This is a genomic window from Embleya sp. NBC_00896 (assembly GCF_045207785.1).
GTDB lineage: Bacteria > Actinomycetota > Actinomycetes > Streptomycetales > Streptomycetaceae > Embleya.
On the sequence record NZ_CP108777.1, the window covers coordinates 3,033,645 to 3,048,136 of the forward strand.

At 71.7% G+C, this 14,492-nt stretch carries 10 protein-coding genes; 8 read left to right on the forward strand and 2 right to left on the reverse strand.

From position 1 onward, the window contains the following. Positions 1–832 precede the first annotated feature (832 nt). On the forward strand, positions 833–1,975 hold the full coding sequence (locus OG928_RS47000; protein ID WP_406292050.1) for a methyltransferase domain-containing protein: 1,143 nt from the start codon (positions 833–835) through the stop codon (positions 1,973–1,975). Positions 1,976–2,051: 76 nt separating this feature from the next. Here the strand turns inward: OG928_RS47000 and OG928_RS47005 are convergent, their stop codons facing one another. Further along, entirely contained in the window at positions 2,052–3,224 is a 1,173-nt protein-coding gene (locus OG928_RS47005) for an ATP-binding protein (RefSeq protein WP_331768148.1), read from the reverse strand. 441 nt (positions 3,225–3,665) lie between these two features. Between OG928_RS47005 and OG928_RS47010 the strand changes: the two genes are divergently transcribed. Then, the gene (locus OG928_RS47010; RefSeq protein WP_406292144.1) at positions 3,666–3,929 is read left to right on the forward strand and encodes an AAA family ATPase; all 264 of its coding nucleotides are present in this window, start codon (positions 3,666–3,668) and stop codon (positions 3,927–3,929) included. A 604-nt stretch (positions 3,930–4,533) separates the two neighbouring features. Here the strand turns inward: OG928_RS47010 and OG928_RS47015 are convergent. Next, positions 4,534–4,839 (reverse strand): hypothetical protein, encoded by a 306-nt coding sequence (locus tag OG928_RS47015; protein ID WP_331768150.1) that lies wholly within the window; start codon positions 4,837–4,839, stop codon positions 4,534–4,536. A gap of 257 nt (positions 4,840–5,096) precedes the next feature. On the opposite strand from OG928_RS47015, the gene OG928_RS47020 reads away from it, so the two are divergent. The 6 genes from OG928_RS47020 to OG928_RS47045 all read left to right on the forward strand — a co-directional run bounded on the left by OG928_RS47020 (position 5,097) and on the right by OG928_RS47045 (position 13,098). Next, entirely contained in the window at positions 5,097–7,436 is a 2,340-nt protein-coding gene (locus OG928_RS47020) for a WD40 repeat domain-containing protein (protein WP_331768151.1), read from the forward strand. Between the two features lie 102 nt (positions 7,437–7,538). Beyond that, positions 7,539–10,976 (forward strand): DNA polymerase III subunit alpha, encoded by a 3,438-nt coding sequence (locus OG928_RS47025; RefSeq protein ID WP_331768152.1) that lies wholly within the window; start codon positions 7,539–7,541, stop codon positions 10,974–10,976. Between the two features lie 376 nt (positions 10,977–11,352). Then, positions 11,353–11,574 (forward strand): hypothetical protein, encoded by a 222-nt coding sequence (locus OG928_RS47030; protein ID WP_406292052.1) that lies wholly within the window; start codon positions 11,353–11,355, stop codon positions 11,572–11,574. 136 nt (positions 11,575–11,710) lie between these two features. Then, positions 11,711–12,019, forward strand: a complete 309-nt coding sequence (gene mihF / locus OG928_RS47035; protein WP_331768154.1) for an integration host factor, actinobacterial type — start codon at positions 11,711–11,713, stop codon at positions 12,017–12,019. Positions 12,020–12,255: 236 nt separating this feature from the next. Then, positions 12,256–12,804: a hypothetical protein gene (locus tag OG928_RS47040; protein ID WP_331768155.1), complete on the forward strand. Its 549-nt coding sequence runs from the start codon at positions 12,256–12,258 to the stop codon at positions 12,802–12,804. Positions 12,805–12,960: 156 nt separating this feature from the next. Further along, positions 12,961–13,098: a hypothetical protein gene (locus OG928_RS47045; protein WP_331768156.1), complete on the forward strand. Its 138-nt coding sequence runs from the start codon at positions 12,961–12,963 to the stop codon at positions 13,096–13,098. The last annotated feature ends 1,394 nt before the right edge of the window (positions 13,099–14,492 follow it).

Genomic DNA, 14,492 nt, shown 5'->3' on the forward strand with positions numbered 1-14,492 from the left:
GAATTGCGATGATCGCAACAGATTTCGCCGAGCGAAATCAATCGGGTTCGCCGGACCCGCCGGCGGCTTCGGCCACCGACTCGCCGCCGTCGTCACCCTCACCGGTGGGCGCCGCGTGTTCGTCAAGGCCGCCCCGACGCCCGGGCCTGCGCGCCTACCAACGCCATGCCGCCCGGCCGGTCCCGAGCACCCGACCCAAGACCGTGAACCGCGCCGGGTCGATCGTCGACCAGGGCCCAGGACCGCGCCCGGTCCCACAACCGCCACACCGCCGAGCGTCTCCGTCGCACGTCGGGGAGTCTCAGCGCGACGGCGTGGGTGAAGTTCCCGTCCCGGTACAGCGAGTCCAGCACCCACTCCACCTCGGGCAGCGGCGTCGGCGACGGGGCGCGCCGAGGATTCCGTCTCGTATGACCGAGGCATTGCGACGAAGATTGCCATGGGCACGGGCCGTTCGGATACTCGACATCGACATGCTCCCAGTGCTGGAGGCCAAGGTCCGACCGCAGTTCCTACGGGACGATGGGGATTCCGTGGATGGCGTCGTGGTCGTACCGTGGACGCGTACGTCCGTCACCGACCGTAGCGATATGGATGCATTCGACATGCGGCGGCTTCCGCTGCGTCGGTACCGATATCACGCCGAAGGGAATCGACATGGGTGAGCATTCGAGCCCCATCCCGAGCGACGGCAACCAGCCCGGGAGGCCGGTGCCCCCGCCGATCCTCCCGGACAAGCCGCCGAACCCTGGCACTCCGAAGAAGGACAAATAGTGTGACGAGTGGGATCACGGAGCGGGCTCCCTCGGGCCTGCTTCGTCTCGTCGAACGCGTGACCGGTCCCCTGCCGGGGCCGTGGCGCGAGGCGTTCGAGCGCGTGCCCCGTAGTGCGTTCCTACCCGATGTGGTGTGGGTGCGGCTGGTCGACGGCATGCCTGATCACGCGCCCGTCGACCGCGCCGTGGACCCCGATGGCTGGGAGGAGATCGCCTGGTCCGACGTGCCGGCGGTGATCCAGGTTCGTGACGGCCGCGAACCCGAACCCGGGGAGCCCGCGTGGCCGTCGTCGTCGGTCTCTCAGCCCTCGATCGTCGCGAGCACGCTCCTGACCCTGGATGTGATGGACGGGCACCGGGTCCTGGAGATCGGCACCGGCGGCGGCTGGAACGCCGGCCTGCTCGCCCGGCGCCTGGGCGGCGCGAACGTCGTCACGGTCGAAGTGGACCCCGTGCTGGCCGCGGCGGCTCGCGGACGGCTCGACGCCCTCGGGCTGCGTCCCACAGTCGTGGCCGGCGACGGGGCGAAGGGGTGGGCAGAGCGGGCTCCGTACGACCGGATCCTCGGTACCTGCTCGGTGGCACGCGTCCCGCGCGCGTGGCTCGAACAGTCGGCACCGGGCGGCCTGATCGTCACGCCGTGGACCACCGCGTGGGCCACCTACGGAAACCTCGTCCTGACACCGCGTCAGGACGGCACGGCCCGCGGCCGGTTCGTACACGGCGGATCGTTCATGTCGATGCGCGGCCACCGCTCGCGCATACGCGACGTCGCGGCCGTGGTCCGGCCGACGGACGTACCCGACACGAGCACCACCACCCTGTCGCCGTGGGACGTCGCGGGCGGCGACCGGCACGCCGAGGCGGTCATGGGCCTGGTCCTGCCCGGCCTGAGGACCCACTGGAACGACGACCCCGGGACGGGCGACGACTTCCGCTCCCGCCTGTGGATCTGGGACGACGCGCTGACGTCATGGGCAACCGTGGACTACGACGGGCAGCAACTCGAGACGTTCCGCGTCCGTCAACACGGCCCCCGGCGCCTGTGGGACGAGGTGGCGGCGGCCTGGACCTGGTGGACGTCGGCCGGCCGCCCGGCCTTCGACCGATTCGGCCTGGACATCGACCCGGACGGCACACAGACGATCCGGTACGACGAACCGGACGGCCCGTCGTGGCTGATCCCCCTCGACAAGTGACTCCTTGATACGGCGCTGCCCACCTCGACCGGTGGACCGGCGCGACACCCGTCCTTCATGCGCGGTGCCACGCCGCTCATGACGTGAGCCCGAATTGATTGAGCAGCCCCTCGCTCAACTCCTCGGCGACGGCGATCAAGCCGTCGCGGTCGACGGCTTGGGGGAGCGTGGTGGAAACCGGCAGCATCCTGGAGGGGCGGCGGGCGTGTTCGGGGACTTCGACGACACCGTTGCGGGAGGTCACCGGGACGAACGGGGCGGTGTTGTCGGGGCCTGCTGTAACGATCGCGGTGACGTCCAGGGCGCTGTCGCCGACCAGGGTGCGTCGTAGTTCCGTCGCGAGTGCGACGGCGTCGAACACGGCGCCGGTGATCGCGCCGCAGCGCACTGCCAGCGGCGGGGACACCCCCTGGGCGTTGAAGGCCTTCCAGGACATGTCCGCGGCCAGGATCGCTGTGCCGTCGTGGTGGAGCTCGAGCAGGAGGGGACGACCGTTGGACTCGTGTACCACCCATCGCCGAAGGCCTACACGGACCGTGGGTTGCAGGTCTCTCAGGACCGGCACCAGGCCGAACCGCATTCCATGCAACGTGGAGGCCTTGGCCAGCGAGGCGCTGAGTGTGGCCTGGATCTGTTCGCGGGTGGGCGCCGATACGTTTCTCGGGAGCGGACGCTGCGGGCGAGCGGCCACGACAACCCAAGCGGCCCGAAGCTCACCGGACCCGACGACCATGTCGGACACGAATTCCAGACGCTGCCTCAGTTCGATCTCGGCCGCGTCCTGGCGGGCGAAGCGGTCCGCGTAGGCCCGCGCCAACTGATGCTCCGCCATCCAGTCGGTGTGGGGGCCGTCGCGATACGGCACAACCGAAGCCATCTGGTCCTTGTCCTTGGCCGCGGTCCCGTACACCGAGTGCGGCGCCCACGCACTGGCAGGCACGTCGACGATCAGGAAGCTCACGGGCCCGTCACTCACAGGCGTGAACGACAGGCCGTGCACGTACGGTTGAGCGTGGTTGCGTACCCACTGGCCCAGTTGCTGCTCGTTCACATGCGAGGGATCGATCCCGATCTCGCGCACGTCGTCGCTGACGCCGTAGATCAACAGTCCGCCGCGGGTGTTGGCCATCGCCGCCACGTCCTTGGCGAATTCGTTCCACCGTCCGTCGACGGGCGCGACGGGAAGAGCCTGCTTCCAGTCGAGGTCGTCCGTCTCGCGCAGCTGATCGGCGACGGCACGTCGCACCATAGCCGCGGTGACTGCCCCCGGAGGTTCACCGAGGTGTTCGTGCAAGCGTGTCCAAGTACGCGGCATGGCGCCAGCATAGGCGTCCCGGAGGCGCTCATTCCCCGATGCTCGGCAGCGCATCCGATGGCCGACGGGGTACGGCTCCGCTTCCACCGCATCTCACGGAGCCATATCGTCCCGCCGAGGCCGTCAGGTTATGGGACGGCACCACGCGGCTGGGTAAGGAACCTTGTCGGATGGTGACGGGGGCGTCCAAGCACCACCTCGCTCGGCAGTTGTTCTCCACACGCGGCATCGTCCGAGGCAGCCCACGATCCCAAAGTCCACCGGTGTTCCGGTGTGACGATCTAGGCTTCGGTCCATCGAGCGAATGTCGGGGCGGTTTCGGTCCATTCCCCGATCCGAGGGACTTGGAGCGTCGTGCGCCTTTCGAGGGTCTACGTGGAGAACTTCCGCAACTTCGCGTCGTTGGAGATCGATCCGTTCCCGACCCCGGCGGTGATCGTGGGCGAGAACCAGATCGGCAAGAGCAACCTCCTGCACGCGCTGCGCTTGGTCTTGGACCCGGATCTGTCCGATCGTCGGCGTCTGTTACTGCCCGACGACGTCCACGAGGGCGGCTCCACGCTCGCCCAAGCGTGGAGGTGCGCATCGAAGTCGAACTCGCCGGGTTCGACGACGACCCTGACGCCTGCGCCGAACTGACCGACGCCTACGTCGCGCTGGAACCGGTCGTCGCCCGGTTGACGTATCTCTTCCGTCCCAAGAAGTCGTTGGGGTTCGCGGCACTCGGCGTCGTGCCGCCGCCCCCGCCATCCGATGGTTTTCAGGACTCCGTCGACCGCGGCCGCCGCCCGGTCGTGGGTCATGCCGAACCTCAACGGGCCCACGTGCTCGAACGGTGTGAACGACCACACCGCGCGCTGCGACTCCTCGACCACGTCCCACACACCCGCCATACCGAACCTCCGCCGCTCGTCCGTCGATCCCGCGACGCGCGGCCGACGCGCGTCCGACGTCGGGGAGGCTACGGGCACGGGGCGACAACCCGGCACGCGCACGCCACCGCGTCACCGACCCGGCCGGAGGATCGACGGGTCGACGGCGGGCCCGGTTCGTGCCTTCCCGCCGTGTGTGCGTGCGGCTGCCGGTGGGTGGTGTTCGGCAGCTCGACACGAGGGGGAGGTGCTCCGCGAATTACGCGGCTCGATCAGGCGTTTTCGCATCCGCGACTTCTCCCGGGCGCTGTCGAGGTTTTGAGCCTCGAACGCGACCGACGGTCGCGCCCCCTGTGATGGGGGTGGGCCGTTCACGGCGAGGTGTTTGTCGTGTGCAGGCTGGCGAGGCCGAGAAGGGCGTCGGTGCGTTCGGTGGGATCGGTGATGGTGCGGGCGGCGTGGAAGACTTCCTCCTCGAGGGCGGTGCGGCGCTGCTCGGTGTGTCGGGTGGCACGTTCCTGCTCTCGTGCGGCGCGCAGAAGCAGGACCAGATGGATGACCACCGCGGCGGCACCGAGGGCGAACAGCGGCACGGTGATCCACACCGGTGCGCGTACGGCGGCGGAGAGCAAAGGCGCCAGGACCGGCGCGGCGGTGGCGGTGAGCGGGCTGGTCAACGGCGATCCCCCTGAGATGTCGGCGGGGACCTGGAGTGGCCCCGGATGTCCACTGTCGGGCCCGGTGGGAGCGCCAAGGCCGATTTCGGGCGGCACCTGCCGGGCGCGGGCGAAACCTGCCGCGCCCGGCCGGAAGCGGGCACCGCCGGGCGGCTGTGGGGCGCGTTTCGCCACGCAACCCCTGCGCCGAGGAGGAGACTTGGCAATTCTGGGCAGGCCGCGGACCGGGGGAGCGTCCGCACGAGGCAGGGGGGCGTATGGGGAACTCGATCTCGATGCCGGGGGAGGAGCAACTGCCGGCGGGTGCGCGGCGTGATCTCGTGGCGGCGCTGCACGGGTTGTACACCAACGCCGGCTCGCCCAGTACGCACGAGGTGCAAAGGGCGATCTCCGCCGACAACGCCCTGCCGTCGACCGTCAGCCGCGAGACGTTCGCCCAACTGCTGCACGGAAGATCCGTGCCCGACTGGCAGCGCCTGGAATCGGTGGTCCGGTATCTGACCGCCGCCTCCGCCGTCGACCCCCGCCCGGATGTGAAGGCACAGGTGGACCGCTTCCACGGATTGTGGGCGGCGCAGCGCGGCGCCCTGCCGGCCGTCCGCTCCCGGGCGCCGGGTTCGGGACACGCGGATGCGGACGTCGAAGTCGACGACGAAGTGGCACCGCCTCATTGGCCCCCTCGTCTTCCGACTCGTTACGCCCCCGTCGGCGACCTCTTCGGCTACCCGGGCCGAGTCGTCGCGGTGGTGTTCTCCCCGGACGGGTCGCTGTTGGCCACCGGCGGCGAGAACGGGCAGGTGTGGCTGTGGGATCCAGCCACCGGCCGGCGGGTCGGCGACCCCCTGGGGCGGACCGACCCGCCGGGACGTACCGACCCGGTCCTCGCGGTGGCGTTCTCCCCGGACGGCTCCCTGCTGGCCACCGGCGGCGAGAACGGACAGGTGCGGTTGTGGGACCCGGCCACCGGCGAGCGAGTCGGCGATCTCCTCGGTCACCGCGGTCGCGTCTTCGCCGTCGCGTTCTCCCCGGACGGGTCGCAGTTGGCCACCGCCGGCGCCGACCAGGCGGTGTTGTTGTGGAACCCGGCCACCGGCCGGCGGGTCGGCAACACTCTCGACCACCCCGGCCGGGTCTTCACGATGGCGTTCTCCCCGGACGGGTCGCTGCTCGCCAGCGCCGGCGACGGGGTGCGGTTGTGGGACCCGGCCACCTGCGCCGCGGCCGATTCCCCCACCGGCCACGACGACACGGTCGTCGCGGTGGCGTTCTCCCCGGACGGCTGCCTGCTGGCCACCTGCTCCGACGACGGAACCGCATGGTTGTGGGATCCGGCCACCGGTCGTCGGGTCGCCCATGCTCCCGGCCACCCCGGCCGGGTCTTCTCGGTGGCGTTCACCCCGGACCGGTCGGTGCTCGCCACCGCCACCGGCGACGGCGTGGCCAAACTGTGGGAACCGGCCACCCGAAACCCGCTCGGCGACAGCCTCGGACCCCACGGCCGACTCCTCCCGGTGGCGTTCTCCCCCGACGCCTCGCTGCTGGCCCTCGGCAGCGACGACGGAACGGTACGGCTGTACACCCGACTCACCCCGACGACGCTCGCCAAGCGGGCGTTCTGCGCCGACCAGGCCGCCGGCGTGGTGCCGTTGCTACCGATCACCGGCCACCCCGGCGTGGTCCACGCGGTGGCGTTCTCCCCCGACGGTTCGACGCTGGCCACCGGCGGAGCCGACGGGACGGTGCGACTGTGGGACCCGGTCACCCGAAGCCCGGTCGGAAACCCCCTCGGCCGGCCCGGACCCGTCTTCGCCGTTGCGTTCTCCCCGGACGGGTCGCTGCTGGCCACCGTGTACGACGACACGGTGCGGTTGTGGGACCCGGCCACCGGCCGCCGGATCGGCGACCGCCTCGGTCACTCCCACCGGGGTCGCGCGGTGGCGTTCTCCCCGGACGGTTCCCTGCTGGCCACGGGCGATGCCGACGGAGCCGTGCGGTTGTGGAACCCGGTGACGCGTCGACAGATCGGCGACCCCCTCGACCATCCCGAGGGCGCTTCGGCGGTCGCGTTCTCCTCCGACGGTTCCCTGCTGGCCACGGGCGACGCCGACGGGGCCGTGCGGTTGTGGGACCCGGTGAAGCGCCGACAGGTCGGCGACCCCCTCGACCATCCCGGGGGCGTCATCGCGGTGGTGTTCTCCCCCGACGGTTCCCTGCTCGCCACCGGCGGCCGCGATGGGGCCGTGCGCTTGTGGGACCCGGCCACCCGCCGGCACCTCGGCGCCCCGCTCGACGACCCCGGCGTCCGCGCGGTGGCGTTCTCCCCGGACGGCACCCTGCTGGCCACCGGCAGCACCGAGCAAACAGTCTCGTTGTGGGACCCGGTTACCCGCCGCCGGGTCGGCGTCCCCCTCGAACACCCCGGACTGGTCCTCGCGGTGGCGTTCTCCCCGGACGGATCGCTCCTGGTCGGCGGCGGCGATCACGCGGTGTGCCGGTGGGCGACGCCACCCGGCGGCCTCGCGAGGTGGGGAACGACCGAGCAGGCGCCGACAGAGCCACGCGCCCAACGATGGCCGTGCACGGCCAACGAACCCTGACCGCCGAACAGTCGGGTTGGCAAAGCCGCTCCATTCGAACTAGTGTCCGAGCAAGGAGGGCGGTTTTCGGACAAAGGGGTAGTCGAAGGGCGGAGGCGCGCGATGGCCAGCTTCACGCACCTGCACACCGCCTCGGGCTACTCCGCCCGATACGGCGCCTCCCACCCGGAGGACTTGGTGGCACGGGCCGCCGAGCGCGGCATGACGGCTCTCGCGCTGACGGACCGGGACACCGTTGCCGGGGCCGTCCGGTTCGCGAAGGCGTGCGCGACCCACGGTGTGCGCCCGATCCTCGGCGTCGACGTGGCCGTCGCCCCCGCCGCACCCCGAGCGCCCCGGGCCGGGCGACGCCGCACCCCTGCCCGCGGAGGCGCGCACGTGGCCGAACCACCGCTGCGCGTGACCACCCTCGCCCGGGACAAGACGGGCTGGTCGCGGCTGTGCCGTCTGATCTCGACGGCACACGCCCCAGGCGGGCCGCCCCTGCTGGAGTGGTCGGCGCTGCGCGAACACGCCGGACCCGGCCTGACCGCACTCCTCGGACCGACATCGGAACCGGGCCGCGCACTGTCGGACGGCCGCCCCGACACCGCACAACACCTGTTGACGCCGTGGCGCGAACTCTTCGGTGACGCGCTCCGCCTGGAGTGCGTGTACTACGGGCTCTCGGGCACCGGCCCGGGTTCGCTGCGCCTGGCCGCCCGCACGATGCAGCTCGCCGACGCGAACAAGGTCGCGGCCGTGTCGACCAACGCGGTGCGCTACGCCGATCCCGGTCTGCACAAGGTCGCCGACGTGCTGGACGCGGCCCGGTTGCTGCGCCCGATCCGGTGGCACCGGGCGTGGCTGGACTGCGGCGAGCGGTGGCTGAAGGACCCGGAGGCGATGGCCGCAGCCGCGGCCCGGATCGCGCAGGCCGCAGGTTGCGGTGCCGGTCGAGCCGCGGCCCTGTTGGCCGGGACTGCGGACACCGCGGATGCGTGCCGGATCGACCCGGCGCGGGATCTGGGCCTGGGTGGTGTGCATCTGCCGGAGCCGACCGTGGTCGGCGCGACGCCGACCTCGGTCGGGCGGGTCCTGCGCGAGCGGTGCGAGGCCGGGATGGTGCGCCGGGGCCTGGACCGCGACCCGGCGGCGATCGAGCGGCTGGAGCGGGAACTCGAGGTGATCGGCCGGCTGGGCTGCGACACCTACTTCCTCACCGTCGGCCAGGTGGTCGCGGACGTGCGCGCGTTGGGGATCCGGGTGGCGGCGCGCGGGTCGGGGGCGGGGTCGATGGTGTGCCACGCGCTGGACATCGCCACCGCCAACCCCCTGGACCACGGCCTGTTGTTCGAGCGTTTCCTGTCCGAGCGGCGCTCCGCCCTGCCGGACGTCGACATCGACGTGGAGTCCGCGCGCAGGTTGGAGGTCTACGACAAGATCTTCGAGCGGTTCGGCCCGGAGCGGGTCGCGGTCACCGCGATGCCGGAGACCTACCGGGCCCGGCACGCGCTGCGCGACACCGGCCTCGCCCTGGGCCTGGCCCCGAGCGACATCGACCGCATCGCCAAATCCTTCCCGCACATCCGCGCCGCGTGCATCACCGCGGCGCTGGCGGAGCTGCCCGAACTACGGTCCCTGGCGGCGGAGTCCGCGCGGTACGGGCCGTTGTTCACCCTCGCCGAGTGCCTGGACGCGTTGCCGCGCGGGATGGCGATGCACCCCTGCGGGGTGATCATCACCGACGCCACCCTGCTCGACCGCCTCCCTGTGCAGCCCACCCCGGGCGGGAGCTATCCGATGGTCCAGGCGGCGAAGGAGGAGGTCGAAGCCCTGGGGCTGATCAAGCTCGATGTGCTGGGGGTGCGGATGCAGTCGGCGATGGCGCACGCCGTCGCCGAGGTCGAACGTGCCACCGGCGAGCGCATCGACCTCGACGACCCCGCCCGGGTGCCGCTCGACGACTTCTTCGCGTTCAAGCTGATCCAGGCATCCGACACGATCGGGATGTTCCAGTTGGAGAGCCCCGGGCAGCAGGACCTGCTGAGCCGTCTGCAGCCGCGGGGGGTGCAGGACGTCATCGCCGACATCTCCCTGTTCCGCCCCGGACCGGTCGCCGGCGGCATGCCCGAGCGCTACATCGCCGCCCGCCACGGCGCCGCCCCCACCTACCCCCACCCCGACCTGGAACCCGTCCTCGCGGACACGCACGGCGTCACGATCTGGCACGAACAGATCATGGGACTCCTGGCGACCATGACCGGCTGCGACCTGGCACTGGCCGACGTCGCCCGCCGGGCCCTGTCCGACCGCGAGCGCATGCCACAAGTGCGCGCCTGGTTCCACGAACACGCCGCCGCCCGCGGCTACACCCCCGACGTCCGCGACGAGGTGTGGCGCATCGTCGAGAGCTTCGGCGCCTACGGCTTCTGCCGCGCGCACGCCGTCGCCTTCGCCGTCCCCGCGCTCCAGTCCGCCTGGCTCAAGGCCCACCATCCCGCCGCGCTGTACGCCGGCCTGCTCGAGCACGATCCGGGGATGTGGCCGCGCCGGGTGATCGTCGCCGACGCCCGCCGCCACGGCGTGCCGATCCTGCCTGTCGACGTCAACCACTCCCACCCCCACCACACCCTCGAACAGGCCGCCAACGGAACGTGGGGTGTGCGTCTGGCCCTGTCGGCGGTGCGCGGCATCACCGACGAGGAATGCGCCCGCATCGCCGCCGGCCGCCCCTACACCTCCCTGACGGACCTGTGGCAACGCGCCCGCCCCAGCCTGCCCACCGCCGAACACCTCGCCCGCATCGGCGCCCTCGACGGAGTTCACGACGGCCGCCTCACCCGCCGCGACCTGCAACTGCAACTCCCCGAACTCCACCGCCGCACCCGCACGGTCGGCGACGGCCAACTCCCCCTCGCCGACAGCCTCCTCGACGCCACCCACCCCAGCGGACTCCCCGAGATGACCACCCGCGAAGCCGTCGGCGCCGAACTGCGCATCCTGGGCATCGACGTCACCCGCCACCTCATGGAGCACCACCACCGACTCCTGCGCGAGATCGGCGCCGTCGACGCCCGACACCTCGCCGACACACCCCCCGGCCGCACCGTCCTGGTCGCCGGCGTCCGCGCCTCCACCCAGACCCCACCCATCGCCTCCGGCAACCGCATCATCTTCGTCACCCTCGACGACGGCTCCGGACTCGTCGACATCGCCTTCTTCGAGGACTCCCACCCCGCCTGCGCCCACACCGTCTTCCACTCCGGCCTGCTGCTGATCCGCGGCAAGGTCCAGGTCCGCGGCCGCCGACGCACGATCGTCGCCGCCATGGCCTGGGACCTCGACGAGATCGCCGCCACCCGACGCGACCACGGACCCCGCGCCGCGCTCGACCTCCTCGGCGCGCCCGCCCCACACCCCACCCCCGCCCAACCGCGGCGCGTCCTGGTCCACGGCACCGGCGCCCGCCGGCACCCCTACGCCGACCTCCAACCCCCGGGGCAGCGTTCCGCGGACCTGAGCCGCTACGGGCACCGAAGCCGGGGGAGCGCCGGCTGAGCCCTCGGGGATGTCTCGCGCTGTCGGTCGGGACGTCGGCGTGTTCCGTCGTGCCGGGGGCGGCCGGCGCCCCGAGGGGAAGAGGCGGCCGGCCGGTTCGTCGACGAGGGCGTTCGGGCCCACACACGAACGTGTCGCGACACCCGCCACGATGCCGGGGCGGGACGTCGACGCCGGGGACGCCACGCCGCCGCGTGGACGGCATTCGCCCGATGGGCGCCCCGGGGACACGGGCCGAGGGGTTTCGCCGTCCGGGTGGCCCCGTCGGTGGGCGGGTCCGGAGTCCGCGGGGCGAACGCGAAGCCCTGTGAGTCGGCGAACGCCGGTGTCGGAGGCCCTGATTACGCTGTCGCCGTTCGCATCCACCGGGGGAGTCATGCGTCGGTACCGGAAGCACGTCGTGGTCTACGTGCTCGTCGTCTTGGCGGCGTGGTCGGCGACGCGTGTGCTCGCCGAGGGGTCCTCCGCCGCCCCCGCGGAGCGGCCGGCGGTCGCGGACTCCCCGACGTCGCCGCCCCCGAGCGCCTCCGACCTCGCGGCGATGTGTGCCCGGCCGAACGTGGTCTGTCTGGTGGCGACCGCCACGTCGGGGAAGTAGGACGGGGCCGACGCCTCGCGCCGAGTCGCGTGCGTGGCCACAAGGTTCGGGGCGGACGGCCGTGCCGGGCGTCGTCGGTGGCATCGACCATGATGGGCCCGTTCCGGATGGACGACGCGAGGAGTACCCGACGGCCGTGCCGACGATCAGTCCCGAGGAGCGCCGGGCCGCGCCTGCGAAGGCCGCCGCCGTGCGTAGGGAGCGGGCCGAGGTGAGGGAGGCGCTCAAGCGCGGCCGGTTGTCGCTGGGCGAGGTGTTGGCCGCCGAATCCGACGCCGTGCGCAAGATGCCGGTCCGAGCCCTGCTCGAATCCCTTCCCGCCATCGGCAAGGCGCGGGCCGCGAGGCTCCTCGGCGAGTTGGACATCTCCGAGAGCCGCCGTGTGCGCGGCCTGGGCGTCCAACAACGCGACCGGCTTCTGGACCGGTTCGACCCGCAGGGCTGACCGACGAGGCATGGTCCCCGCCGGGCACTGCTCGTGCGGTGCCGCGTGTTCTCGAAGCGACGAGTGGGCGCACCGGCCACCGACGCTGTCTCCCGGCAGCGCTCGCGTTGTCGGTCGGTCGTCTTCGACTGCTGTGCGTCGGCCGGAAGGCCCGGTATCGGTGAACCGGCACGTCGCTGCTGGGCCGCTGCCGTACTGGTCGCGAGGCAACGACGCGGAGAGCGGGCGCGGAAACAATGATCGATTGGCAGAACCTGGCATGGGTGGTGTGGCGGATCAACGTCGACGACCCGAACCGATCGGCCAGCGAGGAGCCGGACCTGGCCGAGCGCACCGACCAGGCCATGACCGAGCTCGCCGCCACATCGGGCTGCGTGTACGAGAACTGCGTGGACTTCGACTCCTCCGAGGACGGCGTCCCGTACTACGCCTGGTGGTTCGGGTCCCGCAGGTCGAGCACGCCCGACGCGGCACCGACGGTATCCCGCACGCCCTCGAAACGCTGCGCCGCCACCTGGCCGCGGAGCTGCCCGCGGGCCTGGAGTGGGAGATCACCCCCGGAACAGACCATCGACCACGCGGCCTCGAGCGACATGCGGGCCCTGTACGAGGACCTGATCGGCCCGTTCGAACGCGCCCTGATGTCGCTACGCGTAGACGGCGCCGACGAATTCGACCCGCGGGCCAAGGCCTGGAAGTGGGAGGAGAAGCTGCTGGTGGGCACGTTCGACCTGTGGTTGTGCGTGATCGGGACTCCCCGCCGCCCCACTCGTGGACGGTCGTGAGCGTCGGCCTGTGGACCGAACCGCAACTCTTCGACGAGGAACCCGCGTCGACCTTTCGGCCACTTCGGATTCACCCCGCACCACCCCCTGCTGTTCCTGCCGAGGCCGCCGGGTCCGTCGACGTTCACCGCCCGCGTCCAGTCCGGCGCGTTCCCGATGAAGGGCAAGTCCCGCACCAAAGGCGCCGACGCGATCGGGACGGCGCACCAGTGGACCGCGAACGACCCCACCGTCCCGGCGGAGCGCGTCGCCCGAGACCTGAAGGTCCCGATCCCGCATCTCCCCCGGCAGTAGCACCGACGCCACCGACACCCCGCCACGCTGGGCGCCGCCGTCGAGGACGGCTCCGCGTCGTCCACCATGCTCGCCGGATTGAACGGCGCGAGCGAAAAGTTCTCCCTCGAACGGCTCCCGTTGCCCTTCCGATTCGGCGCCGGCGACGACGGGTGCCGGTTCGACCGCCGGCGTCCCGCCCCTCAAATCGGGCTCCACGCCACGGCGGCCGACGAGGTTGCCCGGAGGAACCCGTCTTCGGTTCGTTGCGCTCCGGCGTGTGCTGTGTGTGCCGGTGACCGCGCGCCGGACGGCCGGTGGTGTGGAACAGGCGGCATCACCGCCGTCGCCCGGGACCCGTACGGAGCCGACTCGAAGCCTTACCCGGGCGGCGGGATCGACGACCACCGGATCACCCAGGTCGGGAGCGTCGCCATCATTACCTACCAGGTGTCCCCGTCGGTGCCACCGGTCACCCCGTCGCCAAACTCGTCGCCCGCTGACCAGGACACGCCTTCCAGGCACCCGACCCTCACGAGAACTCACGAATCCCCGCCGGACAGCCTCCATCCATGTCCACCGCATCCCGAGTGCGGTGAGGGCCTCGACGCGTTCCGTCGGCCATGTGGCCTGTCGTTGGAGTGCGTTGGCGAGCGCGACACCCAGTTTCACCTGGTGTTCCTCACCGCCCGCCTCGACGGTCTCGACGTGTTTGCGCGGCACGGTCAAGTGCCCTTCCCGCTCGCGGAACGCCGCCGCTGCGGCCAGGGTCAGAGCCCACCGGTCCACCGACGCCGCGCGCTGCGCGGGGACTCCGGCCACCTCGACGCCGGAGCGGCGGCCGGACGCCTCGACGACACACACGGCCGCTTTGTCGGGGTCGTTGATCCGGTCATGTGTCGGAGAGTTCCGGTCAGCTTCTGCCGGCGGGTTCCCGCCCGGTTGGTGGTGTGTCACGATCGCGATCGGTCGGGATGGTTGATCGCGTGGGGTGGCCGGCCGGTGGGGGCGTGTGCGACGCCGAGGCCGGGGCGGTGTCGTGTGTGGGCGGACGTCACGGGTTCTCGCTTGTCGACAGGATCGCCGACTGGAAAGGGACTGTGGTGTGGCGCCTTGGTCGTCGTCAGGTAGCCGGGGAGTGGGATGAGCGACACCGACTGACGTGTGCGGGTTCACCGACGACTGGTTCGTCCTGATCCGATTCGCCTGTATCAGCTCACAGGAGGCCGCCCGTGATCCCCGCACCCGTTCCGATTCGACGAGTGGGGGCGGTCGACGTTGCCGCAGGGCTCGGATGCCTCCAACGGCCGATGCACACCAGGCCGAGGGTTCGCCGTTTCGGCAGCCGGATCGGGTGGTTCCGGTGTTCGGGGTCGAGCGGGGGTGTCGTTCGCACCCCTCACGACACGGGGCCG